This is a genomic window from Terribium retamae (assembly GCF_022347545.1).
In the GTDB taxonomy this organism is placed as follows: Bacteria; Pseudomonadota; Alphaproteobacteria; order Rhizobiales; family Rhizobiaceae; genus Mesorhizobium; species Mesorhizobium retamae.
The window spans coordinates 134,558-161,422 of record NZ_JAKREW010000010.1; the positions used below are offsets into that span (position 1 = coordinate 134,558).

The window sequence follows — 26,865 nt, forward strand, 5'->3', positions numbered from 1 at the left end:
ATTCCGGTGCGTCCTTCGAGGCTCGCCCGCGGTAGGATTGACCTTTCGGTCCACCTTGTCGCGGGCTCGCACCTCAGGATGAGGACCGCCGGCACAAATGATCCTCATCCCGAGGCGTTCGCATCTCGGGGTGAGAACCACCGGCACAAACGGTCCTCATCCTGAGGTGCTCGCGGAGCGAGCCTCGAAGGACGCACGGATAGAAGAGAGCGACGATGACCCAAACGACGCATATCGGTGAGACCGACAAGCCACGCCCGGAGATCGGGCGTGATTGGACCCGTGATGCCTGGACGGCCGTCACCTGGATCGGCCTGGCCCTGCTCCTGATCTGGAGCTGGGCGCCGGCCGAGATGTTCCGCTGGACCTACCTCTTCACCGATGCCGGCAACATGGCGCAATACGCCGCCGGCTTCTCGCATCCGAACTTCGGGGAAGGGCGCTACTACCTGCAGGAGATGTTGGTCACGATCCAGATCGCGCTGTGGGGTACCTTCCTGGCGGCTGTCCTGGCGGTTCCGTTCGGCATCCTGTCGGCGTCGAACATGGCGCCATGGTACATCGTCCAGCCGGTTCGTCGCTTGATGGACCTGTTCCGCTCCATCCATGAACTCGTCTATGCGGTGCTGTTCGTCGTCGCGGTCGGCCTTGGGCCCTTTGCCGGCGTCATGGCACTGTTCATCCATACCACCGGCATCCTGGCCAAGCTGTTCTCCGAGGCCGTCGAAGCGATCGATCCGCGCCCCGTGGAAGCGATCCGCGCCACCGGTGCGACACGCCTGCAGGAGGTGATCTTCGGCGTGGTGCCGCAGGTGCTGCCGCTGTGGATGTCCTATGCGCTTTACCGCTTCGAATCCAACGTGCGTGCCGCCACCGTGCTCGGTGTCATCGGCGCCGGCGGCATCGGCCAGGTGCTGTTCGAGTCGATCCGCGGCTTCTATTACCCTGAAGCCGCTGCAATGCTCATCATCATGCTGGTCACGGTGTCGTTGATCGACGTCATCTCGCAGCAGCTGCGAAAGCTGTTCCTGTGATGCGCTACGCGGTCTATTTCACGCCTTCCGAGGACGACCCGCTGACCAAGGCGGCGGCCAACTGGCTCGGTCGCGATGCCTTTTCGGGCGAATTGCTTGCCGCGCCGTCATTCGATGGTTTGCCGGCTGCGGAGATTTCCAGGCTGACCGGCGAACCGCGCCGTTACGGCTTCCATGCCACGATCGTCGCCCCGTTCCGCCTTGCGGATGGAGTGGGCCTAGCCGAGCTGGAGGAAAGTTTCGATCGGTTCTGCGCCAAGACCGCGCCGTTCTTCATCGGAGGATTGCGGATCGGACAGTTGGGCTCATTCCTCGCGCTGCTGCCGATGGAAACGGAATACCAGCTTTCCGCCTTTGCTGCCGATGCCGTTCTGCATTTCGCCCCGGTGCGGGCCGCGCTCACCGAAGCCGAGATCGCGCGCCGCGATCCGTCGAAGCTCACCACGCGCCAGACCGCCTATCTCAGGCGCCATGGCTACCCCTTCGTCATGGACGAGTTCCGTTTCCACATGACGCTGAGCGAGCGCCTGCCGGAAGAGACTCTGGCACGGGTGAAGCCGGCGCTGGAGCGCCGCTTCGAGGCGTTCACCGGGCGTCCGTTCGCCATCGACGGCCTTGCGCTGTTCATCGAGCGCGAGCCGGGCGCGCCCTTCACCGTGCATTCCTATCGGCCATTGCGGCCACTTGAAGCCAGAAAGTCTGCCTGAGATGTCCCAAGAGATCGTCCTGAAAAATGCCCGCCTCGTCCTCGAGAAGGAGATCGTCAACGGATCGATACTGTTTCGCGACGGCAAGATTGCGGCGATCGACAGCGGTGCTGCGGCGACCGGCGAAGATTGCGAGGGCGACTATGTGGTGCCCGGCCTCGTCGAGCTCCATACCGATCATCTCGAGGCCCACTATTCGCCGCGCCCCGGTGTGCGCTGGGACTCGATCGCTGCTTTGCAGGCACATGATGCACAGGTGGTGGCTTCGGGTATAACCACCGTCTTCGACTGCCTGCGTCTGGGTTCCGACGAGGATGGCGGTTTCCAGAAGGGCGAAATGCGCGCCATCGCCGACGCCATCGAGGTCGCCGTCGCCGAGGACCGGCTACGCGCCAGCCATCTCATTCACCTGCGCTGCGAGGTCTCGGCGGCCGACGTGCTCGACCAGTACGAAGATTTCAAGACCGATGGTTTCGTGCGGCTTGCCTCCCTGATGGACCATGCGCCAGGCCAGCGTCAGTTCCAGACGCTGGAGCAGTACGCGCTCTACTACAAGACCAAGCGCGGACTGGACGACGCGGCCTTCGAGCGCTTCATGGCCAAGCGTGTCGCCGCTTCGCAGAAATATTCCGCCGGCCACCGCAAGACCATTGTGGAGGCCTGCAGCGAACGTGGCATCGCACTCGCCAGCCATGATGATGCAACGGTCGAGCATGTCGAGGAATCGATCGCTTTCGGCGTGAAGCTGGCCGAGTTCCCGACCAGCATGGAAGCGGCCAGGGCTTCGCATGAGGCCGGCATCTCTGTGATGATGGGTGCTCCGAACATCGTGCGCGGCAAATCCCATTCCGGCAACATCGCGGCGAGGGAACTCGCCGAGGCCGGTGTGCTCGATGTGCTCTCGTCCGACTATGTGCCGTTCAGCCTGATGCAGGCGCCGTTCATCCTGGCCGACGGGCCTGAGGGCAGGCCGCTCAACGAGACGATCAAGTTGGTCACCACCGCGCCCGCGCGCACGGTCGGTTTGACCGACCGTGGTCGCATCGCGCCAGGTTTGCGCGGCGACGTCGTACGGGTGCGCCACACCAAGGGTGTTCCGGTCGTACGTTCCGTCTGGCGCGAGGGCCGTCGCGTTGCCTGATGCAGGTCTGCAAGGCACGCTCGTTGTCGTGGTTGGCCCGAGCGGCGCCGGCAAGGACAGTGTGATCGGTTATGCGCGCGAGCGCTTGGCCGATCGAAACGACATCCTGTTCGTGCGCCGCATCGTCACGCGCGAGGCGGCGGCTCATGCTGAGGATCATGACAGTCTCAGCGAAGCCGCCTTCGACGAGGCCAGGAAGGAAGGCGGTTTCGCCGTCAGCTGGCAGGCGAACGGGCTGAGCTATGCCTTGCCGTACAGCACCATGGAGCATGTCAACCGCGGTGGCACTGCGATCGCCAATGGCTCGCGCGGTGCCATCGACGACATCCGCGCTGCCTTTACCAACGTCATTGTGGTGGGCTTGACCGCCAGGCCCGAGATCATCGCGGCCAGGCTTTCGGCCCGCGGGCGGGAGACCGCTGAAGAGATCGGCCGCCGCGTCGAGCGGGGCCTGAAGCTCGGCGCCTATGGCCAGGATATCACCATCGACAACAGCGCCGAGCTTCGGATGGCCGGCGACGCGCTGATGTCGATCATCACCGGCCGGCTTTCGCTTGCATCGTGAGCAGCGTGGCAGGCGTCAAGCTCTTCTCTTAAAACCGTCGGCGCTCCAGCGCTCGCTGCCGACGCCGTGATGGCTGAAGAAAAGCCCGTCCGGATCGTAGCGATCTTTCACGGTTAGCAGCCGTGGATAGTTCGTTCCCCAGAATGCTTCCTGCCAGTGCTCCTCGAAGAAGTCGCTTTCGGCGACGTAGCAGCCGGCATTCGGGACAAGGCGCCGGACTTCGCTCATCGCTTTGCCGACGGCATCGGCGTCAGCACGCGCTTTGGCAGCATCCGGCTCACGACCGGCAATGCCGGGATAAGCGGATGGACCTCCGGCAGCACAGATCAGCAGCGCGAATGCCTGGAATGCGGCCGGATTGGTGGCTGTGTCACGCACCTGTTCAAGGACTGCGGGCGGTGCACCGGCCAAGCCTTTGTTGGTGTGCAGCGCCACGCTCCGGTGACGGCTTGCGGCGAACAGCATTTCAGCCAGCGCCTCGCGCTGGTGGCTGCCGAGAAGCGAGGCCGGCAGCCAGGCCGATTGATAGCCGTGCAGCACCTGGCCGGCTTCCCTCAGATTGCCTGTCCAGAATATGTTGTCGGCCGAAGCGCCCGGGCGATCGTCGAACAGCACTGCGCCCGGAACCTTCTCCAGGAAATGCGGATCCCAGAAATGCCGTGCCGGAGCGGCGATGAAGACAGGATCGGCCTCCAGCCGGAAATCCGTCTCTGCCTCCTTCAGCCAATCGAGGAAGGGCTGCCAGGTTGCTTTAGCCTGCTTCTCATCGATCCCCTGGAACAGCATGTTGATGACCAGCCTATTGCCGGCGCGGAAGACGATCTGTTCGCCCCATGTCGGGTTGAACAGGGCATCTGCATAGAATTCCATGACGCGGGCGATCAGCCGTTTGTAGCTCTCGTCCGAGCCGGCCCGGATCGTCATCGCCGCGAGGCCGAAGAATTCGGGCAAGGCATGGGTGCGCAGGGTCAGCCTGGTGATGACACCGAAACTGCCGCCGCCTCCACCTTTGATCGCCCAGTAAAGGTCGGGGTTGGTGCAGGCGTTGGCGGTCCTGGCTTCACCGTCGGCAGTAACCACTTCGGCTTCGAGAAGACTTGCGGCAGCCAGTCCATACGCTTTGGAGAAACTGCCGAAACCACCACTCTGGATCAGGCCGGCAACACCGACGGTGAGGCAGCCGCCGCCCTGCACATAACGACCGGCCCTGGTGGTGACTTCGTTATAGGCCTTGCCCCACAAGACACCCGCGCCGACCGAAACGGCGGGGGCCGGTTGTTGCCCTTCGCAGCCCGACGGCACGAAAGCGTCGTGGATGGTCACGGTATCCATGTGGCGGGTCCAGACAAGCAGCGAATCCGCTGCATTGGATGTACCGTGGTAACTGTGACCGCCGCCCTTGATCACCAGCCGCAGATTGTGGTCGCGGGCAAAATTAATGGCGGCGACGACATCCCGGGTCGAACGGACGGCAACCGCATAGGTGCTGGGCCGGGATGTCCAGGCATCGACCCAGCCGAGCGTCTGGGTCAGCGCGGGCTCGTCACCAAGGAAGAAGGGGTTGGAGAGGCTTTCCCAGAGCTGTGCACAGTCGACCCCCGCGCAATTGTCGAATGGCGAGTTGAGTTTGAGCAGCCTGCCATCAACCGTCTGGCTGAGCTTTTCCCAAGCCTCCCCCGATGGCCAGCCGGCATCGCCGGGTCGAACACGACCCGCTGGCGGCAGGGTGTTCGCGAAAGCCGCGTCCCATTTGCTGATAACGATGGGGGCGGCCGCTGCCGTTATCCGCAGGAAATCCCGTCTGTTCATGTCCCTTGACCTCCGCGCCAGTTGCGAGCGGAGGGGTACCGCTCCTCGCCGCTGACGGGAATGATCTTGGGATAAGGCAGGGCCGGCTGGGACAAGCGGCGGCATGAAAATCGCGCTGTGGGACAAGCGGCGGCTCCCTCGGGACCAGTGCCGAACATCCTTCTTTTCCTACCAGGGCTGCTCGGGCATGATCGTCGCATGACGGAACCGCCTCCAGACCGGATCGAATCTGATCGCCGCATCTTTTCGCGGGTGTTGCTGCTGGCCTCGGTCTTTCTGGCCGTCATCGCCTTCGTCAACGCGACCACGCTGAACACCGACGCCGTACGCACCGGAAGCGCTCTGGACGCTCGCATTCCCTGGATACAGGAGTCTTCGAGCGTGGTGGTGGTCCTGTTGCTGCTGCCGCTGGTGGCTCTGTGGGAGCGGCGCTTTCCGATCGCACGACAGGGCCTCCCGCGTCTGCTTGCGGTTCATGTCATCGGCAGCATCATCTTTTCGGCGCTGCATGTCGCCGGCATGATCTTGCTGCGCAAGGCGATTTTCGCCAGCCTTCTCGGTCAGGCCTATGACTTCTTCGACGAGCCGCTGACCGATCTCGCATATGAATACCGCAAGGATGTCCTGACCTACGCCACCATCCTGCTGATGCTGACGCTGATGCGCAGCATAGAGTTCAACCGGCAGCGGTCGCAGCAAGGCGAGCAAATCGAGGCTGCACGTCTGACGCTGAAATCGGGCGGCCGCACCATCCTTCTCGACGCCCAGGCAATGGAATGGGCACGCGCTGCCGCCAATTATGTCGATGTGCATGCCAGGGGAACCACGCACCTCGTGCGCATCAGCCTGACCGCGCTGCAGGCGCAGTTGCAGGCGTCCGGTGTCGATGCCGTGCGCGTGCACCGCTCCTGGATCGTCAACCGGGCAAAGATCGTGGAGATCGTGCCGCTCGGCGATGGCGATGTCCGCATCCGCACAAGCGACGGCTCCGACATAAGAGGGTCGCGGCGGTATCGGCACCTGCTCGACAACGCGGCGGTCGAGAAACAGAACGCTGGAGCAAACCCAGGAAAAGTGCGTAGCGGTTTTCCGTCCGGAATTGCGTAAGATAAAGGATTAGAGCGTTCCCCGAAAACGGAAACGCTCGAGGATGGCCTGAGCTGCGATCGTCAGGCCGAGAGCCTCGACGTTTCTTCCTTCAGACCGCCATGCTCGACAACGAAGTCCACAATTTCCTGCAAGCCTTTGCCGCGATGCAGGTCGGTGAACGCGAATGGGCGCTTGCCGCGCATCCTGGTGGCGTCGACTTCCATGACATCGAGATCGACATGGACGTAAGGCGCAAGATCACTCTTGTTGATCACCAGAAAATCGGAGCGTGTGATGCCCGGACCGCCCTTGCGCGGGATCTCCTCGCCCTGGCAGACCGAGATGACGTAAAGTGTCAAATCGGCGAGATCTGGCGAGAAGGTAGCGGCAAGATTGTCGCCGCCCGATTCGATGAAGACGATGTCGAGATCAGGAAAGCGCCGGTTCATCTCGGCGATCGCCTGCAGGTTGATGGACGCATCCTCGCGGATTGCCGTGTGCGGGCAACCGCCGGTTTCCACCCCCATGATGCGCTCTTCAGACAGCGCCTGATGGCGTGCCAGGATCAGCGCATCTTCCCGCGTGTAGATGTCGTTGGTGATGACCGCGACCGAATAGTGATCGCGCAATGCCTTGCAGAGCTTCTCTGTCAGCGTCGTCTTACCGGAGCCGACGGGTCCGCCGATGCCGACGCGCAAGGGACCGTTTTTCTGTGTCATGAGCGAAAAAGCCTCGAATGAAGAGTCTCGTGTTTCATGGCCATGATCTCGCCAAGGAAGGTCGCCGCGCCGAGATCGTCAAGGGTCGCCTGGGCGGCGCGCCGTGCCGTGTCGAGGATAACGGGCTCCAACCCAGCCATCAGCGCGGTAACGCCGCTCTGGCCGGTTACCGAGAGGCGGATCGAAGCCTGCAATTGATTGAGCGTGAACGCCTGCAGGAAGGCGGTGAGCGTGCTGGTCAGCGCGATGTCATGGGCGCCGGCAAGGGCACCGACGGCGACAGGGTAAGCACAGGGACGTGGCAGGCGTTGCAAGGCCTTCAGGGGCCAGCTTTGCGCGGCTTCCAGGAAGGCCGACCCCTGCGAAAGACTCTCCAAATGGCGTTCGCGCCCTCCCGCCAGGGCTTCCGCCAGCGCAGCGATATCGGCGAGATCACAATCCTGGCGCGACAGCCGCCAGCTTTCGGCGAGCAGCAGCGCGTCGTTCCAGGCCGAGCCGCGTTCGATCAGGTCGGTCAGCCACCCCTTGAGGCTGCTTGCGTCGGCGACCAGCCCGTCATGCGCCGCCTGTTCCAGGCCGTGACTGTAGCTGTAGGAACCAACCGGGAAGACCGGGGAGAGCCAGCCCAGCAGCCGCAGCAGAGCCTGCCCGGGATCAGTCGTGGTGGTGGCCATGGCTCCCACCGTGATGATGACCATGATGATCGTGGTGATGGTCATCATGGTGGTGATGCCCACCGGAATAGGCGCCGCGCAGCGGGCTGAAGATGGCCTCGATCTCGCGCACCGCTGCTCCCAGTCCCTCGAGCATCGTCTTGATGACGTGGTCGCGCAAGATCAGGATGCGATCGCCTTCGATCTGTGCGGCGAGGTGTCGGTTGCCGATATGCCAGGCGAGTTCCGCGATATGGAGCGCGTCGCGCCCACGGATTTCCAACAGCGGCTCTTTCGCAGCCCGGATTTCGATTTCGCGGCCGCCTTCCGTCACCAACCGGTCGCCGTGCTCCAGCACCACCGGTTCGGCGAAGTCGGCAAGCAGCTTTTCGCCGCTCGCCAGCTCGATAAGTTTGCGGCGCAGGTGTCGTTCATCGCGTTCCAGCACGGCATGGTCGGCGGGCGACGGGTGGCCGTATGCTTTGTCGGCGCGGATGATCTCGACGGCTCGCATGATCGCGTTCCTTGATTTCTCAGGATTGGAAATGGCGCCTTGCCATCGGTCCGATATCAACGGGCGGACACGTCAAAGCTTGCCTTCGCCCGCACGGGATGGATGTCCAGGGTCGGCATCGTGTCACCCGGTGATCGCCAGGGCGATACCGGCCAGTGCCGTCGCGCCGCCAGCCAGGCGCACGGCAACCAGCGTCTTGTCGCGTGCTCCGAGACGGCCGAGGCCGAGACCGATCAGGATGCCGGCGCCATGGAGCAGGGCGGTGGCCAGTGCAAAGCCGGCTGCGTAGGAGGCGAATGCTGCGGTGCCGATTTCAGCGCCATGCGCGTGACCATGGAAGAAGGCGAAGAAGCCGGCGATGACCGCGCCCACCGCCGCCGGCAAAGGTAGCGCCAACGCGACGAGCAGACCGAGCACGACCACCGATGCCAGGATCATCGGCTCCACGAAGGGCAACGGCACGCCGGAGAGACCAGCGACAAAACCCAGCAGCATCATGCCGACAAAAGCTGTCGGCACCAGCAAGAGAGCCCGCCCACCAAGCATCGCGGCCCACAGACCGATCGCCACCATGGCGAGAATATGGTCCGAGCCCGACAGCGGATGGCTGAAGCCGGCGGCGAAGGAGCCATGTTCGGCTGGATTGAGATGGGCGAAGGCCGGGCTTGCCATCAGGCTGAATGCTAGCGTGGTGACCATCGTCGGTTTCTTCATGGCTGTCCGCCTCTCCTCTGTTCTTGTCTGTCTTCTCAACGGATGGGTTCGTGCACGGTCACCAGCTTGGTGCCGTCCGGGAATGTCGCCTCGACCTGGACGTCGTGGATCATCTCGGCCACGCCTTCCATCACCTGGGTGCGTGTGATCACATGCGCGCCGGCTTCCATGAGATCGGCAACGGAGCGCCCATCGCGCGCGCCTTCGACAACGAAGTCGGAAATCAACGCAATCGCCTCGGGGTGGTTGAGCTTCACGCCTCGCTCCAGGCGGCGGCGCGCGACCATTGCCGCCATGGCGATCAAAAGTTTGTCTTTCTCCCGGGGAGTGAGGTTCATGATTTCGATTTGCCTGTTCTTAGCATCTCTGATTGCCTCTAGATCGACCAAACTTTAGGCAGTGTCTGCCCATTCAGTAGCCGCAAAAGCGGCACCAGACGCTTGCGAAGCTCATAGCTGTCCGGTGCAAAGAGCCTTGCCAGCAACTTGTTGACGCCATCCACTTGCCAGGTGCTCACCGCGCCATCTCCGCCCACGATCGCCCGCGCTGCGTCCAGATGGCGCTCGGCTTCAGATCCGAGCAGCATCACAGTTGCCAGCGCGCGCCGGCCGCCGGTTATGGCAGCGCGAGACAGCTCTGTGGCGAGGTCCGGGCCTAGCCGAAAATCCTCTGCATGAATCGGTTTGCCGCCGGTGCGGACCCGCCAGCGATCATGGAAACGCGCTTCCTTCACAACCTCTCCCATGGCCTGCCGTCCAAACACCACGGCTTCCACCAGCAACACGGAGGCGCTCCTGTCCATGTCGACATCAAGCCGGCGTGACAGTGCCGAGCGGTCGAACAGGATCGTCTCCTGGGGGAGCCAAGCAAGATGCGTGCCTCTTTCAGCAGTCAGTCGTGTTTCGACGATGGCTTCACTTTCCGGCGATCTGTAGATGCGCTCGCAGGCCTGGGTGGTAACAACCGCCGAAGTGCCTTCGCCTGCATACACGGTCCAATGCAGGCGGTCCCCGCCGGTCAGCCCGCCTGCGGTGTTGATGAGGATCGCTTCGAACGGATCGCGCGTGACATGCGGCATCCGGATCTTCGCGCACCCCTCCTGGAAAAGGCGGGCGATGCGGGATCGTCCGTGGCGTTGCTCCACATGAACTAGGCCGTTACCCTTGGCGCGCTGTGGGGCAAGTTCCGCCAGGCTTTCGTTCTTTGTCAGCATCCGCGCCCCGTTGAGCCGTGTCGCGCGCCACTTTACGAGAGTGCGAAGACTTGTCTACCGATCCTGCAGGATCATCTCCGATGCCTTCTCGGCGATCATGATGACCGGAGAATTGGTGTTGCCTGAGACGATCGTCGGCATGATCGAGGCGTCGACGACGCGCAGGTTGCCGAGGCCATGCACGCGCAGCCGGTCATCGACCACCGCCATGGCGTCCGAGCCCATCTTGCAGGTGCCGACGGGATGGAAGATCGTCGTGGCGATGTCGCCGACCTTGCGCACCAGATCGTCCTGATTGGTGACCTGAGGCCCCGGCAGCATCTCTTCCGGTTCGAACCGCGCGATCGCCTTGGTCTTCATAAGCTTGCGGGCGTGTTCGATCGAAGCAACCGCGACATGCCGGTCGCCTTCGGTCGACAGATAGTTCGGGCGAATCTTGGCCGACGCTTTCGGATCGGCGCTCTCCATATGTACGGTGCCGCGGCTTTCGGGCCGCAGGTTGCAGACCGAGACCGTCACCGCAGGGAAGCGGTGCAGCGGCTCGCCAAGCCGGTCGGTGCTGAGCGGCTGCACGTGATATTCGAGATCCGGCGTGGCGAGGCGTGCATCCGAGCGCGCGAAAATGCCGAGCTGGCTCGGCGCCATCGACAGCGGCCCACTGCGCCACAGCGCGTATTCCGCACCCATTGCCGCGCGGCGCACGAGGTTATGGTAACGCTGGTTCAGCGTGTCGGCGTTCTTCACCTTGAACACGGTGCGGATCTGCAGATGGTCCTGCAGGTTCTCGCCGACGCCCGGTGAGGCATGCCGCGTCTCGATGCCCAGATTGGACAGGAGTTCCGGCCGGCCGATGCCGGACAGTTCCAGGATCTTCGGCGAGTTGATGGCGCCTGCGGCCAGGATGGTTTCTTCGGCCTTGGCGAACTGCTGCTTGCCTTCGTGACGGAAGACCACGCCGGTGACGCGGCGCCCTTCGAAGGCAAGCCGCTCGGTTTCGGCGCCGGTCAGGACGCGCAGATTAGGTCGGTTGAGGATGCCGCGCAGGAACGCCTTGGAAGTGTTCCAGCGAACGCCCTTCTTCTGGTTGACCTCGAAATAGCCGGAGCCCTCATTGGTGCCGCTGTTGAAGTCTTCGGTGCGCGGAATGCCGAGTTCTTCCGCTGCATCGCGAAAGGCATCGAGGATCGGCCAGGACAGCCGCTGCTTCTCCACCCGCCACTCGCCGCCTGCGCCGTGCAAGGCGCTTTTGCCGCCGTGATAGTCTTCCGACTTGCGGAAATAGGGCAGCACGTCGTCCCAGCCCCAGCCGCCATTGCCGGCTTGGCGCCAGCCGTCATAATCGGCCGCCTGGCCGCGCATGTAGATCATGCCGTTGATGGACGAGCAGCCACCCAGCACCTTGCCACGCGGATAGTTGAGGCTGCGCCCGTTGAGGCCGGGATCAGGCTCCGTCTTCATCAGCCAGTCGGTGCGCGGATTGCCCATGCAGTAGAGATAGCCGATCGGGATATCGACCCAGTGGTAGCGGTCGCTGCCGCCGGCTTCGAGCAAAAGCACCTTGTTGCGCGGATCGGCCGACAGGCGGTTCGCCAGCACGCAGCCGGCAGAGCCCGCGCCGACAATCACGAAGTCGTATTCGCCGAAGAAAGCGGGTTCGGTCACGGCTGCGCCTGCATCTTGGCGATGCGGTCCCAAATCGGGCCCATCGCCTGGTTGATCTCGCCATAGAGTTGGTAGCGCGCGGCATAGGCAGGGGCAATTGCGCCATTGGGCGAATAATGCCGTGCGGCGGACGTCATTGCTGAAGCGCCTGCCGCGAAGTCGGTGAAGATGCCGACACCGGTGCCGGCCGCGATCGCAGCACCCAGCGCACCGGTCTCCCGACTCCTCGCCACGGTGACGGGCACGCCGAGTATATCGGCAAAGATCTGGGCCCAGACGCCGCTGCGCGAGCCGCCGCCGGAGAGCACTGCCTCGTCGAAATGTGCACCGGCGCGGTAGAGCGTCTCGACATGGCGCTTGTGTTCGAAGGCGACACCCTCGAACAGCGCCCTCAGCATATGTGCGCGGCCATGCCAGCCGGCAACGCCGTAGAAACCGGCACGTGCGCGCCCGTTCTGCTGCGAGCCATAGAGGAAGGGGTGGTAGATCGGCACGTCGCCGGCCGGGTCGACGGACGCGACCAGTTGGCTGGCGTGTTCGAACGGCGATTTTTCATCGCCGGCTTGGTGTTCGAGGAATTCGCGCGCGATCCATTCGAGATTGGCCGCCGAGGTGGCGCTGGATTCAATCGCCAGATAGCGCTGCGGATCGAAAGTCGACAGCATGAAGATCGACGGATCGCGGATAGGCTCGTCGGTGATGACCTGGTTGATACTCCAGGTGCCGGCGATGATCGAGGCGGCACCCGTACGTGTCACGCCGGAACCGATGGCGCTCGCCACCACGTCGAACAGGCCGGCGATCACCGGTGTTCCAGCCTTCAGGCCAGTCAGCGCTGCCACCTGCGCCGTGACATGGCCGGCGACCTCGGCCGATTCCAGCGCAGGCGGCAGCAGCTCCATGCAGTCGTCGAGGTCGTAGGTGGCGAGCAGGCCGTGTTCATAGCGGCGCGCCGGCATGGTCAGCAGGCCGCAGCCCGACATGTCGCTGGCGTCGCTCGAGCGCGCGCCGGTCAGCCGGTTGACGACGAAATCCTTGCACAGGAAGACGGTGCCGATGCGTTTGAATAGTTCCGGCGCATAACGTTTGATCCAGGCAAGCAGCGTCGGTGTCTGTGCGGCCCAAGGCCGCTGCAGGCAATAGGGATAGGTGCGGTCGCCGACATTGGCCTCCGCCCATTCGGCGACGATGCCGACACCGCGTGTGTCGAGCGACTGGATGCCGATCAGCGGTGCGCCGTCACGATCCAGCGCATAGAGGCCATTGCCATGCCCGGCGCAGCCGATCGCGACGATGTCGCCCGCATCAATGCCGGCCTGATCGATGCAGCGGCGGATCACCGTGACGGCATTGGACCAGAGTTCATTGAGGTCGCGTTCGACATGACCGGGCTTCGGCATTGACGAGCGGCCGTCGAGCGCGGCCACCGCGAGCTCCTGGCCGGTGGTGTCGAAGATGATGGCCTTGATGACGGTGTTGCCGGCATCAAGACCCAGTATGTAGCTACCCATCGGCTCCTCCCAAGCCTCCCTTACGCCTGGTTGTACAGGTCCCAGGCCCTAGCGCCATCCGCGTTGTCATGGATGATCGCCATCAGGCCGCGTACCACGGCGCTCGGATTGGCGTGCTGATAGATGTTGCGGCCGTAGACCATGCCGAGCGCACCCTGCGCCATCAGCGCCGCCGACTTGTCGAACACGGCGCGCAGGTCTTCCTTGCCGCCGCCGCGTACCAGCACTGGGCAGCGCGCCGCCTCGACGACACGATGGAAGTCTTCCGCCCGCGTGGTCGGGTCGGCCTTGACCACGTCGGCGCCCATTTCTCGCGCCAGGCGTGTCAGCGTCACGATCTTCTCGGCATCGCCGTCCACCATGTAGCCGCCCTGTTCCACCGGCAGCATGGCCAGCGGCTCGATCATCAGCGGCATGCCGTATTTCTCGCAGTCGGCGCGCACGCGAGAAATGTTCTGCACGCATTGCTTGAAGAGATCCGGCTCGTCGGGCAGCATGAAGAGGTTCACCACCACGCAGGCCGCGTCCATCTCGATGGCGCCGATCAGCGGCTCCGCCTCGTTCTGCAGCACCGCCCACATCGCACGATGGCGGATCCTGTTATAGGGGTTGCCCATGTCGAGGCGCATGACCAGCGCCGGCTTGTCCTTGCCGGGAACATCCTGCAGCAGATCAGCTTGGCCATAGTTCATCTGGATGGCATCGGGCCCGGCCTTGACCAGTTTGTCCACCACGCCGCCCATGTCCTCCAGCCCGACCAGGAAGCTCGGTTCGTTGCACACGCCATGGTCGATGGCGACGTCGAGGCAACGGCCGTTGCCGAATAGCCTGTTCATGCGGACTTTTTTGTTCACGCGCATATCGCGCTCCTTTTGTTGTCTGTCTCGGAGGGATCGGAAAGGTCGACGCCGTGCTGATGCTTGAGCAGGGCGACGAACGCAGCGCGCTCTCGCGCAGCCTGCTTTGCATTCCACGCTTTGTGAGCAGCGAGGATGGCGAGCACCGCGTCGACGAGTTCATTCGTCAGGCCGCCAGTGATGGCGATGGTGGTACGGCGCAGGAAGATGTCGGCCAATGTCTCGACCTGCTCACGCTCGACGATAAGCCGGATCTCGTTCTGACTATAGCCGTAGCCCGGCAGCATGACGTCAGCGGTCCTGGAGATTTCATCGGTGACGGCGCGAGCTAAACTGCCGTAGCGCTCAAGAAGCGTCTTTGCGCGTGCCTTGCTGATCCTGTATTCGGACGCCATGGCCGCGCACCATTTCTCAGGATCTGCCGGGAAATCGCGGCCGCCGCCGATAGCCAGGTCCTCGGTTCCAACTTCACGCGTTAGGCCCAATCGCTCCAGCGCCATGTCGGCGGCGAGCGCACCAAAGGAACGGAAAGTGGTCCATTTGCCGCCGATCATGCATAGCGTCGCCGGCACCTTGCCGTTGGGCTCCACGAATTCGCAGAAATGGTCGCGCGGGATGCGCCCGGTGAAGCTGTCCTGGCTCGCAGGCAGAGGGCGCACGCCGGAGAAGCGGAAGACGATTTGTTCTTCTGCTATTTTGATCGATGGAAACACGAAGGCCAGGGACTGCAGGATGTACGCCAGCTCATCATCCTCGCATCGCACCTGGTCGGGGTCGTCGACGCGGATGTCCGTCGATCCGATCAGCACCCTGCCGAGATAGGGGAACAGGATGCAGATGCGCCCGTCTTCATTCTCGTAATAGATCATCTGGCCGGCGAGCGCGTCGTGCAGTTCCTCGCTGTCGACAATGATGTGCGAGCCTTTGGTGCCGCCCATCATGGTTGGCGCGGACGCACCGATCGACCTGTTGGTGAGGTCGATCCAGCCGCCGGTGGCGTTGATGATCAAGTGTGGGCGTACCTGCACTGTTTCGCCGGAGATGATGTCGGTCAGTATCAGACCCTCGGCGGTGGAGCCGACTTGCGCATAGTTGAGTGCATGTGCCGCAGGGGAGGCGGCTATCGCATCGTTCAGCATTTCAAGGCCCAGCCGTTCCGGCCGGCTCACCCAGGCGTCGTAATAGGTCGCCGAGCTGCGCGTCGCCGGATTGATCGCCGGCCAGGTCTCCAATGTCTTCCTGGCGCCGCGGAACTTGTGTACCGGCATCAGCCGTCGCGAGGCCGTGAAGACGTCGTAGAGCGTCAATCCGGCCTTGATGACGATCGCGCCGCGCCGGCTGGGACGCCGGGTGAGGCCGAGGAAGCGCACCGCGCCATTGGCGATGCCGGAGAAGGTGTCGAAGATCGGCACGGTGGTGGGTAGTGGCGCGACATAGTGAGGAGCGTTGCGCAGCAGCCGGTCGCGCTCGAGCAGCGATTCTTTCACCAGCTTGAATTCGCCATTCTCCAAGTAACGAAGCCCACCATGCACCATGCGCGACAGCGCGGCACTGGCGCCACTGCAATAGTCGCCCTTTTCGGCCAGCAGAACGTCGACGCCCTGCAGGGCCAATTCGCGGAAGACGCTGATGCCGTTGATGCCGCCGCCGATCACCAGCACGGCAATATCCGGCCGCTCTCGCAGCGCGGCGAGTGTTTCATTGCGCTTCATGGCAGAATGTCTCGCTAATCAGGCATCCAACTGGGTCAGATGCGAGGCTATCGCTTTGTCTATGGCGGCCAGTTCCCCAGAACCGAGCCTGATTTCGCCCGCGCGGGCATTGTCGAGCGCCTGTTCGGGATTGCGCGCGCCGCACAGCGCGAAGGTGATCCCCGGCTGCGCCAGCGTCCAGGCGATGACGATCTGCGCCATCGACGCTTTGTGCTGGTCCGCGATCGGCTGGATCGTCTGCTTCAGTGCAGTTACTTTATGCCGGTTGGATGCCGAGAAGCGCGGATTGTCCTTGCGCTGATCATCGCCGGAGAAGGCGCGGCCAGGATCGATCGAGCCGGTGAGCAGGCCAAGCGCCAGCGAAGAATAGCTGAGCGTAGCCACATTGTTACTCTGCGTGATCGGCAGCAGCGTGCCTTCAATCTCGCGGTCTATCATCGAATAGCGTTCCTGAATGGCATCGAGCTGCCCGGCAGCGACATATTGCTTCAGCTCTTCGGCATTGACGTTGCTGGCGCCGATCGCACGGATCTTGCCGGCCGCCTTCAATTTCTCCAGCGCGGCCACCGTTTCCGCGATCGGGGTGGTCGGATCCTGCCAATGCGTGATGTAGAGGTCGATGTGCTCGGTGCCGAGCCGTTTCAGGCTCTGTTCCACTTCATAGGCGATGCCGTCGGCGCCGAGATAGCGGTGCACCGGCTTGCCATCCTGATCGAAGAAATGGTTGCCCTTGCCGGAATGCCAGTTCAGGCCGCATTTCGTGGCGATCACGACCTTGTCGCGTTTGCCCTTGATCGCTTTGCCGACGATTTCCTCGCTGCGGCCGAGGCCGTAAGCCGGTGCCGTATCGATGAGGCTGAGTCCGGCCTCGATCGAGGCTTCGATGGCGCGGATGGAGGCCTGCTCGTCGGTGCCGCCCCACATCCAGCCGCCGATCGCCCAGGTGCCGAGACCGACGGCGGATGCCTGGATGCCGGATGCGCCGATGGCGCGCTGCATTTGACTGGAGTTCATGCTGCTTCTCTTTCGGCGAGGTCGAGGATGCCGAGGCCGGTGGCCTCGTCGGTGACGATGATGTCGAGGTGGTTGCCGCGCATGGCGGAAAGGATCGGCGCGACCTTGCTCGGGCCGCTGGCGATGCCGATCGAGCGTGGGATGGTGGCGAATTCATCGAGCGTCAGCGACACCAGCGAACGATTCAACGTGTAGTCGCTGACCCTGCCGTCGCGGTCGATCAGATGCGCCAAAAGTTCACCCGAGGCGCCTGAACGCTCGATGGCCTGGCGGTCCGCGCTCGAGGAGGGGTGCAGGTCATAATAGGAGGAGTCGTCGGTCAGGATCGAGCCAACGCCGACCACAGCAATGGTAGCCTCGCGCGCCCGGCGAAATACATCCGCCACGGCCCGCACGCCCATCAGCATTTCACGCTGTTCCGGCGTATCGGCGAAAAGCGGGGCGTGAATCTGGTAGGCGCGGCCGCCAAGCTTGTCGGCCATCAGCGAAGCGACGTGATTGACGTCAGTGTAATGCTTGCCCTGCACCAACCCGGTTGCCGGGATGACCTCGACATCATAGCTGCGGCCGGGTTTGAGGCCGGCGACCAGCGCGCTGACGCCCTTGCCGCCGGTGATCGAGATGGTATCGCCATCCTTGATTGTTTCGAGCAGCAGATTGGCCGCCGCTTCGCCGACGCGCTGCAATGCCGTCTGTGGGTTGTCCGAAACCGTCGGTACGACCACCGCCCGTTCGATGCCGCCAAGCCCCACCAGCCGTGTTTCGAGGTCGACCAGATGGTCGATCGGCGATTTGATCTTGATCTCGACGAGGCCGAGCTGATGGCCGCGCTTGATCAAGCGGTTCACCGTCGCATGCGAAATGCCGAGTTCCTTGGCGATCTCGGCCTGCGTCTTGCCCTCCATGTAGTGGAGGACGAGCGCCTGGTGCATCTGGCGCACGGTCGAGATGTCGTCGCGTGTGCTTGGAGGTGCCATGGTTCTTACGACTTCTTGGCATGCAGGAAATGGTCGGCGGAGACCGCCGCCAGCAGGATGCAGCCCTTGATCATGTCCTGCCAGTAGACCGAGATGTCGAGCAGGATCAGCGAGCTGGTCACCACCGACAGCAGCGCGATGCCGAGGATGGCGCCGAAGATCGTGCCCGAGCCGCCTTTCAGCGAAGCGCCGCCGATGACCGCCGCCGCGATGATGTTGAGTTCCATGCCGGCGCCGAAGGTCGGCGTCGCGGCGCCGAAGCGCGCCATATAGATGACGCCGGCGACGCCTGAGAGCGTGGCGCACAGCACCGTCACCCAGAACTTCACCTGGTTGGTCTTGATGCCGGAGAACTGCGCCGCCTTCTCGTTGGAGCCGGTGTAGAACACTTTGCGGAAGGCGGTGGCGCGCCGGAGCAGGAAGTCGAAGATCGCCACCACGACCACGAAGATAATGATGACATAGGGGATGCCCTGGAAGCTGCCTTGGCCGATTGCCTTGAATTCCGGCGGCAGCGTGAACAGCGACAGCGGCGTGCCCTTGGTGATGACCAGGCACAGTCCGCGCACGATCACCATCGCCGCTAGCGAGGTGATGAAATGGTTCAGTCCGACAACAGTGACGAAGAAACCCATCACAGCGCCGATCAGCGCGCTGACCGCGATGCCAATCAGGCTGGCTGTCCACGGGTCCAGTCCCATCAGGAAAAGAGCGCCGGAAACCACCATCGAGAAGCAGACCACCGAGCCCACGGACAGGTCGATGCCGCCGACGATGAGCAGGATGGTCATGCCGACCACGACGATGCCTTCGATCGAGAAGCTCATCAGCATGGCGCGGAAGTTGCCCCAGGTCAGGAAGTGAGGCGAGGCGAAGCTCATGGCAATGCACAGCGCCAGGATGATTACGATCAGGCCGGCCTCGCGCATCGAGGCAAGCCGGGCGAAGCTGGAGCGGCTCGGGCCCGTGGCCTTGATGTCGGCATGCATGACGGTTTCTCCCGCTCTAGACATGGTTCACCTGTCCTTGATGTGCTGGTGTCGGCTGCACACCGGAGGCCAGCATGATGATGGCTTCCTCGTCGAGCTGGCCAGCGCCGAGCTCGCCGGCGATCGCGCCCTCCCGCACGACCAGGACGCGGTCGCACAGGCCGATGAGTTCCGGCAGTTCGGAGGAAATGACGATGATGCCGACGCCCTGGTTGGCGAGGTCGCGTAGCAGTCGGTGGATTTCGACCTTGGCACCGACGTCGATGCCGCGCGTCGGCTCATCCATGATGATAACCTTGGGCGAAACCGACAGCTGCTTGGCGATCGCCACCTTCTGCTGGTTGCCGCCGGAAAGCGTCGAGACCGGCGCATCGATGCCCGCCATGCGCACGCCGAGGCGCTTGGCGAGGCTGGCCGCCTGATCGGCCTCCGCGCGGCGGTCGAGCAGGCCGAAACGGCCGGTGAGCTTGCCAAGGTCTAGTGCCGAGACATTGGCAGCGATCGAGAGGTCGAGGAACACGCCCGAGCCCTTGCGGTCTTCCGAAAGGTAGACGAGGCCGGCCTGCACGGCGTCGGCATAGCTGCGGATTGTGAGTGGCTTGCCGTCGAGCGCGACGCTGCCGGAGCTCGCCTGCCGCAGGCCGCAGATGGTTTGCGCGATTTCGCTGCGGCCAGCGCCGATGAGGCCGCCGATGCCAAGGATTTCGCCGGCCTTCAGGTCGAGGTCGACATTGGCGAAGCGGCTGCCGTCGGACAGGTCGTTGACGGACAGCAAGGTCCGGCCGGATGCGGCGTCCGAGGCGAGCTTGTCGGGATAAAGCTGGGTGATCTCGCGTCCGACCATCTTGCGCACGACGTCGTCGGGCGAGGTCGACGCGATGGCCTCCGTCGCGACATAGCGCCCGTCGCGGAAGACGGTGACACGGTCGCATAGGGAGAAAATCTCGGCCATGCGGTGGCTGATATAGATCACGGAGATGCCGCGCACCTTCAGGTCGCGCACGATGGAAAACAGCCGCTGGGCCTCGGTTTCGGTCAGGGCTGCCGTCGGCTCGTCGAGGATCAGCACCTTGCAGTCGAGCGTGAGCGCCTTGGCGATCTCGACCAGTTGCTGGCTGGAAATGGAAAGGTCGGCGACCTTGGTGCGAACGGGAATGGGCGCGAGCTGTTTCATCGCCTTCTCGGCCTGCGCGTAGACTTCGCCGTAATTCATCAGCGGGGCGCGGCGGGCGTTGATCGCCGCCATGCAGATGTTTTCAGCCACCGTCGCGTCCTGGCAGAGCGCGATCTCCTGGTGCACCAGTGCGATGCCGAGCTTCTGTGCCGTCGCCGGTGAAGTCACGGTTACCGGCTGGCCGTCGATCAGGATTTCGCCTTCGTCGGGCTGCAGCACGCCGCCGATCATGTTCATCAGCGTCGACTTGCCGGCGCCGTTCTCGCCGCACAGCGCATGCACTTCGCCGCGCCGCAACTCAAGCTGGACGCCGCTCAGCGCCTTGACCGGGCCGAACGCCTTGGAAAGGTTGCGGATCTGAAGGACGGGCGCGTCGGTCACGCCATGCTCCTGCGAAAGGGGCTGAAAAGGTGCCGGAAGGGACTGTCCCTTCCGGCCAGTTGCTGTTCGGGCTGAAGCTTACTCTTCGATGCCCTTGGTGCCACGCCGCTTGAGATATTTGTCCCAATAGAAATCGTCGGCGTTGTCCTTGGTTACGATCGAGAAGCCATTGTCGACGAACGGCACCTTCATGGCGTTGGTGCCGGCGCGCTTGGCGTCGTTCATCGGGTCGATCAACTCGGGGTGCTTGGCCAGCCAGAGCAGCATGAAGCCCATATAGCCCTGCATGCCCTGGTTGGGGTTGACCGAACCGAAGATCTCGCCGGCCTTGATCATGTCGAGGATCTTAGCGTTGACGTCCGCCAGCATGACCTTGATCTTGCCGCCGCCTTCCTTGGCCGCCTGTGCCGCGCCGATCGCCGAATTGGCTTCCGGCATGAAGACCGCACCGAGGTCGGGATGCGCCTGGGCGAGGCTGAGCACCGCCTGATAGGCCTTGGTCGGATCCTGGTTGGAAGCGGCGCGGCCGACGAGTTTCATGTCGGGCCACTTGGCTTCCATGCGGGCGACGAAAGCCGCCACGCGCTTGTCATGGTTGTCCTGGCCGGGGTTCTCCAGCACGGCATATTCGCCCTTGCCGCCCATCGATTCCGCGACGGCGTCGGCGGCATAGGTGCCCTCGGCGACATTGTCGGAGGTAATGTAGGAGACGCGCTTGGAATTCGGCGAGTCGGCCGCGAAGGTCACGACCGCGGTGCCCTGTTCGATGGCACGGTTGATCGGCTCGATGAACGGATCGGAATTCATCGGATGGACCAGGATGCCGGCCGGTTTCTGTGCGAGCGCCTGGTCGAAGCTGGCGATCTGCTTGTTCACATCATATTCCGGCGTGCCGGTATAAGCAGTTTCACAGCCGAATTGCTGGCCGGCCTGCTTGAACATCTCATAGACCGGGAACCAGTATTCGACGCCGGAGACCATGACGTTCATGACGTATTTTTCGCCGGGCTGGCATTTGAACGGATTGGCGGTTTCAGCGAGCGCCGGAGCCGAACTCATGAAGGTCGACGCCGCTGCCGCGATGGCGAGCGTGCTCAGAAATTTGCGCAAGTTTCCTCCCTTGGCCGAAGCCATTCTCAAGAACCGTCGCGGCGCTTTTGCGCCGTTTCATGGATTGATTGCAGCCGGACTTCCTCCCGAAGCCGGCAACTGGATCATTGCATCACATGACGATGCTGTCAATAAAATTCATATTCTGAAATATATTTCATATAGATTGGTTGTACGACCAGGAATGAGCCTCCTGTCACTTGCGCAAACCGGACGGCTTCTGGCAACTGGCGGGGCGGTGCCCGACCCGGCAAGAGCTTTCGAGGAGTGGTGATGACCAACGGCATCAAGGATTTCGGTTTGACGTGCGGTTCGCTGCCTTCCGGCATGTTGAATGCCATCACCGATGTTCCCGGTGTCCGGGTCGGCCATGTCACGCTGCGCGATGGCGACATCAACACCGGCGTTACCGCCATCCTACCGCATGGAGGCAATCTTTTCCGCAGCAAGGTGAGGGCAGCCTCCGAGGTGGTCAACGGCTTCGGCAAGACCGTCGGGTTGGTCCAGCTCGATGAACTCGGCACCATCGAGACGCCGGTGCTTTTGACCAACACGCTTTCGGTGGGCACCTGCGCAACCGCCTTGATCCGGCAAGCGATCCGGCAGAATCCGGATATCGGTCGTCGTACCGGTACCGTCAATCCGCTGGTTGCCGAATGCAATGACGGCCCGCTCAACGACATTCAGGCGCTGGCGGTCAGTGAAGCGCATGCGCTGGCCGCGATCGAAGCGGCCGGCGAGGGGCCGTTCGAGCAAGGCAGCGTCGGCGCCGGGACGGGCATGACCTGCTTCGGCTTCAAGGGCGGCATCGGTACCGCGTCGCGGCGCATCGTGCTCGATGGTCACGATTATCATCTCGGCGCACTCGTGCTCGCCAACTTTGGCAGGGCGGGCGATCTTGTGCTGCCCGACGGTCGTCGTCCCGATGCCCGTCGGCCGTCCGAAGCCGAGAGCGGATCGGTGATCGTCGTGCTGGCCACGGATGTGCCCCTTGAGCACCGGCAGTTGAGACGTGTCGCTCGCCGCGCAGGCGCCGGGATTGGCAGGGTCGGCGCATTCTGGGGCCATGGCAGCGGCGACATCGCCATTGCTTTCTCGACGGCCGATCCGATCGACCATGACGAGCGGCACGGTCTCGTCCCGATCCGGGTGCTGAATGAGTCGCGCATCGATCTGCTGTTTCAGGCTGCCGTGGACGTAACCCAGGAGGCGGTGTTGAATTCCATGCTGACCTCGCCTGCTTTCGAAGGCCGAGCCGGTGCACGCCGACTATCTCTGGCTGACTGCCTCCAGGCCAACATCTGAGCGTCGTCCTCCTGCAAGGGAGGAATCGAGCGCTGTTCTGCACATATATTGAAACGTGAGGCAGTCTTCGCGCGGGCGAACCCGTCGAAGAGCGCAGCTTTGTGCCGCCAGTCCTCGTCGTCACAAACCCTCGGCTGGCGCCGAAGTTGTGGACATTAGTCTTGACAGAAATACATATGTTCAATACCCGTCAGGCATCAGAATAGCCTGCATGTGGGAGGAGTGACTGCTATGGCTTCCAATATTGCGTTGACGGGCCTTGCCCGTGATCTGGAGGAGCGCGGCAAGTCCGGAAAGCCGATCCGCATCGGCCTGATCGGGGCGGGCGAGATGGGCACCGACATCGTCACACGCGTCGCGCACATGTCCGGTATCGAGATCGGTGCGATCTCCGAATTGAATATTCCCAACGCCCACAAGGCTGTCGACATCGCCTTTCAGGAAGGTGGCCATTCAAAGGAAGTGTCGAACGCTTCGGCCATGACCGAGGCCATGGAAGCCGGCAAGGTTGCTGTGACCAACGACGCCGACCTCATCATCAACAACGACCTGATCGACGTGGTCATCGATGCCACCGGCGTTCCGGCTGTCGGCGCCGAGATCGGCCTTCGCGCCATGGAGCACGGCAAGCACCTCGTCATGATGAATGTCGAAGCCGACGTCACCATCGGCGCCTACCTGAAGAGCGAGGCCGATCGCCTCGGCGTCACCTATTCGCTCGGGGCCGGCGATGAGCCGTCCTCCTGCATGGAGCTGATCGAATTCGTCTCGGCGATGGGCCACCCCATCGTTGCCGCCGGCAAGGGCAAGAACAATCCGCTCAACATCGACGCCACGCCTCCCGCCTATGAGGAAGAGGCGGCCCGCCGCCACATGAATGTGCGCATGCTGGTCGAGTTCGTCGACGGCTCCAAGACCATGGTCGAGATGGCGGCCATCGCCAATGCCACCGGCCTCGTGCCCGACAAGGCCGGCATGCACGGCCCGGCCGCCACGCTCGGTGAGCTGAACAAGGTGCTGATCCCTGAAAAGGACGGCGGCGTCCTCTCCAAGGTTGGCGTCGTCGACTATTCGATCGGCAAGGGCGTCGCGCCCGGCGTCTTCGTCGTCGCCGACATGTCGCATCCACGCGTTTCGGAGCGCATGGAAGACCTGAAGATGGGCAAGGGCCCGTATTTCACCTTCCATCGGCCCTATCATCTGACTTCGCTGGAGGTGCCGCTCACCTGCGCCCGCGTCGTGCTCTACGGCAAGGCCGATATGGTGCCGCTCGCCAAGCCTGTCGCCGAAGTCTGCGCTGTCGCCAAGAAGGACATGCAACCAGGCGACAAGCTCGATGCCATCGGCGAATACTGCTACCGCGCCTGGATCATGACCGCGCCGGAGGCACGCGCCGCCAAGGCCATCCCGTGCGGCCTGCTGCAGGGCGGTTCGGTGACCGCGCCGATCAAGAAGGGCGAATTGATCACTTATGCCAATGCCGCTCCGGCACCCGGCTCCAAGATCGCCGAGCTGCGCGCCCGGCAGGACAAGCTCGTCTACGGCAACTGAGGAAGCATCATCATGGCCACCGCCAGGAAAGCCGCCAACAGCGACGCGGCGCAACCCAACCTGCCATTTGCCTTCCGCAAATACACGGCCGAGCAGCTGCGTGACGTGTTGCACAAGATGTACTTGATCCGCCGCTTCGAGGAAGGCGCCGAAGACGCTTATATGCGCGGCCTGATCCACGGCACCATGCATCTGTCCATCGGCCAGGAAGCGAGCGCCATGGGCATCTGCATGCCGCTCACCGACCAGGACCAGATCACCTCCACCCATCGCGGCCATGGCCACTGCATCGCCAAGGGCGCCGACGTGAAGCGCATGTTCGCCGAGTTCTTCGGCAAGACCACCGGTTACTGCAAGGGCCGTGGCGGTTCCATGCACATCGCCGACGTCACCAAGGGCAATCTCGGCGCCAACGGCATCGTAGCCGGCGGCATCCCGATTGCGGTCGGTGCTGCCCTGGCTGCCAAGAAGCTCAAGAACGGCAAGGTTGCCGTCTCCTTCTTCGGCGACGGCGCCAACAATGAGGGCGCCTTCCACGAGGCGCTCAACATGGCTGCCGTCTGGAGGTTGCCGGTGATCTTCGTGTGCGAAAACAACGGCTACGGCATGTCCACCTCGACCGAGCGTTCGACGGCGGTGAAGAACATCGCCGACCGGGCCAGCGCCTATGCGATGCCTGGCGTCATCGTCGACGGCAACAATTTCTCCGAAGTGGCGGAGGCTGCCGAAGCGGCCGTGGAGCGTGCCCGCGCAGGCGAAGGTCCGACGCTGATCGAATCCAAGACCTATCGCTACCGTGGCCACTCCAAGAGCGATCGCAACCGCTATCGCACCAAGGAGGAGATCGAGGATTGGATGACCAACCGCGATCCGATCGCGCTGTTCGAGGCCGAACTGAAGGAATTCGGCATCATCGACGACGCCGGTATCGAGGCTGTGCGCGAGGCGGTGAAGAAAGAAATCGCCGATGGCATCGAGTTCGCCAAGGACAGCCCGAGCCCGGAAATCCGCGACCTTGAGAATTACGTCTATACGGAGGTTGCGTGATGGACGTCGCAGTGCGTGAACTGAGTTACGCCCAGGCCATCCAGGAAGCCATGGCGATTGCCATGGAACAGGATGAACGCGTCTTCCTGATGGGCGAAGACATCGGCGTCTATGGCGGCGCCTTCCAGGTCACCGGCGATCTGGTCGAGCGTTTCGGTTCCGAGCGCGTCATGGACACGCCGATCTCGGAGCTGGGCGGCGCAGGTGTTGCCGTTGGTGCCGCCCTGACGGGCATGCGTCCGATCTTCGAATTCCAGTTCTCTGATTTCGCTACGCTCGCCATGGAGCAGATCGTCAACCAGGCTGCCAAGATGCGCTTCATGCTGGGTGGCGAGGTTTCGGTTCCAGTCGTGATGCGCTTCCCGGCCGGTTCCGGCACCGGTGCTGCCGCGCAGCACAGCCAGAGCCTGGAAGCCTGGCTTGGCCATGTGCCCGGCCTGAAGGTGATCCAGCCGGCGACCCCGCATGACGTGAAGGGCATGTTGCTGGCAGCCGTCGCCGACCCGGATCCGGTCATGATCTTCGAGCACAAGCTGCTTTACAAGATGAAGGGCCCGGTACCGGAAGGCCATTACACCGTGCCGATCGGCAAGGCCGACATTCGTCGCCAGGGCCGCGATCTCACCATCGTTGCCACCTCGATTATGGTGCACAAGGCGCTCGAAGCGGCTGCCGCACTGCAGGCAGAAGGCATCGACATCGAGGTCATCGACCTTCGCACGGTCCGTCCGATGGACAAGCAGACCATCATCGACAGCGTCAAGAAGACCTCGCGGCTGCTGTGCGTCTACGAGGCGGTGAAGACGCTGGGCATCGGCGCCGAAGTCAGTGCCGCCGTCGCCGAGAGCGACGCCTTCGATTATCTGGATGCGCCGATCGTGCGGCTTGGCGGTGCCGAGATCCCGATCCCGTACAACCCCGATCTTGAAAAGGCCACGGTGCCGCAGGTGCCGGACATCATCGCGGCCGCGCGCGACCTGGCCAAGGGGAAGCGCTGACGATGCCGGTCGAAGTCATCCTTCCCAAGGTCGACATGGACATGGCGACCGGGCAGATCTCGCGTTGGTTCTTCGAAGAAGGCGCCAGCGTCAAGCAGGGCGATGTGCTGTTCGAGATCGAGACCGACAAGGCGGCGATGGAGATCGACGCGCCGGCTTCGGGCACGCTGCGCAACATCACCGGCAAGGAAGGCGTCGACATTCCCGTCGGCGCACCCGTAGCGTGGATCTACGCCGAGGGCGAGGATGTCGCCGCGCCTGCCGCACCGGTCGACTCTGCATCCGCCGAACCGCAGCCTGCTGCGAATGGCATGGCTGAAACACCAATGTCCTCCTCCCAGGACAAGGCCGCGCAGACCGCGCTCGCCGTGCAGGAGACGCCTGCGATGGCCGGCGCGGTCCGCGCCACGCCCTTGGCG

General features: G+C 63.3%; 27 protein-coding genes. 11 read left to right on the forward strand and 16 right to left on the reverse strand.

Annotation, left to right across the window (positions count from 1 at the left end; genetic code table 11):
- Positions 1-215 precede the first annotated feature (215 nt).
- From phnE to phnN, 4 genes are read left to right on the forward strand one after another with little or no spacing between them, the layout of a single operon-like run.
- Positions 216-1,034 (forward strand): phosphonate ABC transporter, permease protein PhnE, encoded by an 819-nt coding sequence (phnE, locus tag L4923_RS13165; RefSeq protein ID WP_239365673.1) that lies wholly within the window; start codon positions 216-218, stop codon positions 1,032-1,034.
- Entirely contained in the window at positions 1,034-1,741 is a 708-nt protein-coding gene (locus L4923_RS13170) for a DUF1045 domain-containing protein (RefSeq protein ID WP_239365736.1), read from the forward strand. The genes phnE and L4923_RS13170 overlap by 1 nt, the downstream gene beginning before the upstream one ends.
- Position 1,742: 1 nt before the next feature.
- The gene (locus tag L4923_RS13175) at positions 1,743-2,882 is read left to right on the forward strand and encodes an alpha-D-ribose 1-methylphosphonate 5-triphosphate diphosphatase (RefSeq protein ID WP_239365676.1); all 1,140 of its coding nucleotides are present in this window, start codon (positions 1,743-1,745) and stop codon (positions 2,880-2,882) included.
- Complete coding sequence (gene phnN, locus L4923_RS13180) at positions 2,875-3,447, forward strand: phosphonate metabolism protein/1,5-bisphosphokinase (PRPP-forming) PhnN (RefSeq protein WP_239365679.1); 573 nt, start codon at positions 2,875-2,877, stop codon at positions 3,445-3,447. Before L4923_RS13175 ends, phnN begins: the two co-directional genes overlap by 8 nt.
- 15 nt (positions 3,448-3,462) lie before the next feature.
- On the opposite strand, the gene L4923_RS13185 is transcribed toward phnN, so the two are convergent.
- Positions 3,463-5,256, reverse strand: coding sequence for an FAD-binding oxidoreductase (locus tag L4923_RS13185; RefSeq protein ID WP_239365681.1), 1,794 nt, complete (start codon positions 5,254-5,256; stop codon positions 3,463-3,465).
- 198 nt (positions 5,257-5,454) lie between these two features.
- On the opposite strand from L4923_RS13185, the gene L4923_RS13190 reads away from it, so the two are divergent.
- Positions 5,455-6,363, forward strand: a complete 909-nt coding sequence (locus L4923_RS13190) for a LytTR family DNA-binding domain-containing protein (RefSeq protein WP_239365683.1) — start codon at positions 5,455-5,457, stop codon at positions 6,361-6,363.
- A 62-nt stretch (positions 6,364-6,425) separates the two neighbouring features.
- Here the strand turns inward: L4923_RS13190 and ureG are convergent, their stop codons facing one another.
- From ureG to L4923_RS13265, 15 genes are all read right to left on the reverse strand, one after another.
- Positions 6,426-7,064 carry an urease accessory protein UreG gene (gene ureG, locus L4923_RS13195; RefSeq protein ID WP_239365685.1) on the reverse strand — a complete coding sequence of 213 codons (639 nt, stop codon included), beginning with the start codon at positions 7,062-7,064 and terminating at the stop codon, positions 6,426-6,428.
- Positions 7,061-7,762 (reverse strand): urease accessory protein UreF, encoded by a 702-nt coding sequence (locus tag L4923_RS13200; protein ID WP_239365738.1) that lies wholly within the window; start codon positions 7,760-7,762, stop codon positions 7,061-7,063. Before L4923_RS13200 ends, ureG begins: the two co-directional genes overlap by 4 nt.
- Positions 7,719-8,234: an urease accessory protein UreE gene (ureE, locus tag L4923_RS13205; RefSeq protein ID WP_239365740.1), complete on the reverse strand. Its 516-nt coding sequence runs from the start codon at positions 8,232-8,234 to the stop codon at positions 7,719-7,721. Before ureE ends, L4923_RS13200 begins: the two co-directional genes overlap by 44 nt.
- 120 nt (positions 8,235-8,354) lie before the next feature.
- On the reverse strand, positions 8,355-8,945 hold the full coding sequence (locus L4923_RS13210; protein ID WP_239365687.1) for a HupE/UreJ family protein: 591 nt from the start codon (positions 8,943-8,945) through the stop codon (positions 8,355-8,357).
- A gap of 35 nt (positions 8,946-8,980) precedes the next feature.
- Positions 8,981-9,283: an urease subunit gamma gene (locus L4923_RS13215; RefSeq protein ID WP_239365689.1), complete on the reverse strand. Its 303-nt coding sequence runs from the start codon at positions 9,281-9,283 to the stop codon at positions 8,981-8,983.
- A 38-nt stretch (positions 9,284-9,321) separates the two neighbouring features.
- Entirely contained in the window at positions 9,322-10,158 is an 837-nt protein-coding gene (locus tag L4923_RS13220) for an urease accessory protein UreD (protein ID WP_239365691.1), read from the reverse strand.
- Between the two features lie 54 nt (positions 10,159-10,212).
- Entirely contained in the window at positions 10,213-11,820 is a 1,608-nt protein-coding gene (locus L4923_RS13225; RefSeq protein ID WP_239365693.1) for a GMC family oxidoreductase, read from the reverse strand.
- On the reverse strand, positions 11,817-13,331 hold the full coding sequence (locus L4923_RS13230; protein WP_239365696.1) for an FGGY-family carbohydrate kinase: 1,515 nt from the start codon (positions 13,329-13,331) through the stop codon (positions 11,817-11,819). The genes L4923_RS13225 and L4923_RS13230 overlap by 4 nt, the downstream gene beginning before the upstream one ends.
- A 20-nt stretch (positions 13,332-13,351) precedes the next feature.
- A complete protein-coding gene (locus tag L4923_RS13235; RefSeq protein WP_239365698.1) occupies positions 13,352-14,191 on the reverse strand; it encodes a class I fructose-bisphosphate aldolase in 840 nt (279 codons plus the stop codon).
- The gene (locus L4923_RS13240) at positions 14,182-15,900 is read right to left on the reverse strand and encodes a glycerol-3-phosphate dehydrogenase/oxidase (protein ID WP_239365700.1); all 1,719 of its coding nucleotides are present in this window, start codon (positions 15,898-15,900) and stop codon (positions 14,182-14,184) included. Before L4923_RS13240 ends, L4923_RS13235 begins: the two co-directional genes overlap by 10 nt.
- An 18-nt stretch (positions 15,901-15,918) precedes the next feature.
- Entirely contained in the window at positions 15,919-16,914 is a 996-nt protein-coding gene (locus L4923_RS13245) for an aldo/keto reductase (RefSeq protein ID WP_239365701.1), read from the reverse strand.
- A complete protein-coding gene (locus L4923_RS13250; protein ID WP_239365702.1) occupies positions 16,911-17,891 on the reverse strand; it encodes a sugar-binding transcriptional regulator in 981 nt (326 codons plus the stop codon). The genes L4923_RS13245 and L4923_RS13250 overlap by 4 nt, the downstream gene beginning before the upstream one ends.
- Before the next feature lie 5 nt (positions 17,892-17,896).
- A complete protein-coding gene (locus L4923_RS13255) occupies positions 17,897-18,880 on the reverse strand; it encodes an ABC transporter permease (protein ID WP_144378377.1) in 984 nt (327 codons plus the stop codon).
- 16 nt (positions 18,881-18,896) lie between these two features.
- Complete coding sequence (locus L4923_RS13260; RefSeq protein ID WP_239365703.1) at positions 18,897-20,435, reverse strand: sugar ABC transporter ATP-binding protein; 1,539 nt, start codon at positions 20,433-20,435, stop codon at positions 18,897-18,899.
- Positions 20,436-20,513: 78 nt separating this feature from the next.
- Positions 20,514-21,545: a substrate-binding domain-containing protein gene (locus tag L4923_RS13265; protein ID WP_239365704.1), complete on the reverse strand. Its 1,032-nt coding sequence runs from the start codon at positions 21,543-21,545 to the stop codon at positions 20,514-20,516.
- On the opposite strand from L4923_RS13265, the gene L4923_RS13270 reads away from it, so the two are divergent.
- From L4923_RS13270 to L4923_RS13295, 6 genes are all read left to right on the forward strand, one after another.
- Positions 21,493-21,819: a hypothetical protein gene (locus tag L4923_RS13270; RefSeq protein WP_239365705.1), complete on the forward strand. Its 327-nt coding sequence runs from the start codon at positions 21,493-21,495 to the stop codon at positions 21,817-21,819. The genes L4923_RS13265 and L4923_RS13270 overlap by 53 nt on opposite strands.
- On the forward strand, positions 21,819-22,850 hold the full coding sequence (locus tag L4923_RS13275; RefSeq protein WP_239365706.1) for a DmpA family aminopeptidase: 1,032 nt from the start codon (positions 21,819-21,821) through the stop codon (positions 22,848-22,850). The genes L4923_RS13270 and L4923_RS13275 overlap by 1 nt, the downstream gene beginning before the upstream one ends.
- A gap of 231 nt (positions 22,851-23,081) precedes the next feature.
- Positions 23,082-24,401 (forward strand): NAD(P)H-dependent oxidoreductase, encoded by a 1,320-nt coding sequence (locus L4923_RS13280; RefSeq protein WP_239365708.1) that lies wholly within the window; start codon positions 23,082-23,084, stop codon positions 24,399-24,401.
- Positions 24,402-24,413: 12 nt separating this feature from the next.
- Positions 24,414-25,448, forward strand: a complete 1,035-nt coding sequence (locus L4923_RS13285; protein WP_239365711.1) for a thiamine pyrophosphate-dependent dehydrogenase E1 component subunit alpha — start codon at positions 24,414-24,416, stop codon at positions 25,446-25,448.
- Positions 25,448-26,446: an alpha-ketoacid dehydrogenase subunit beta gene (locus L4923_RS13290; protein WP_239365713.1), complete on the forward strand. Its 999-nt coding sequence runs from the start codon at positions 25,448-25,450 to the stop codon at positions 26,444-26,446. The genes L4923_RS13285 and L4923_RS13290 overlap by 1 nt, the downstream gene beginning before the upstream one ends.
- A 2-nt stretch (positions 26,447-26,448) precedes the next feature.
- Positions 26,449-26,865 (forward strand): biotin/lipoyl-containing protein (locus L4923_RS13295; RefSeq protein WP_239365716.1); only part of this gene is annotated, 417 nt, incomplete at its 3' end.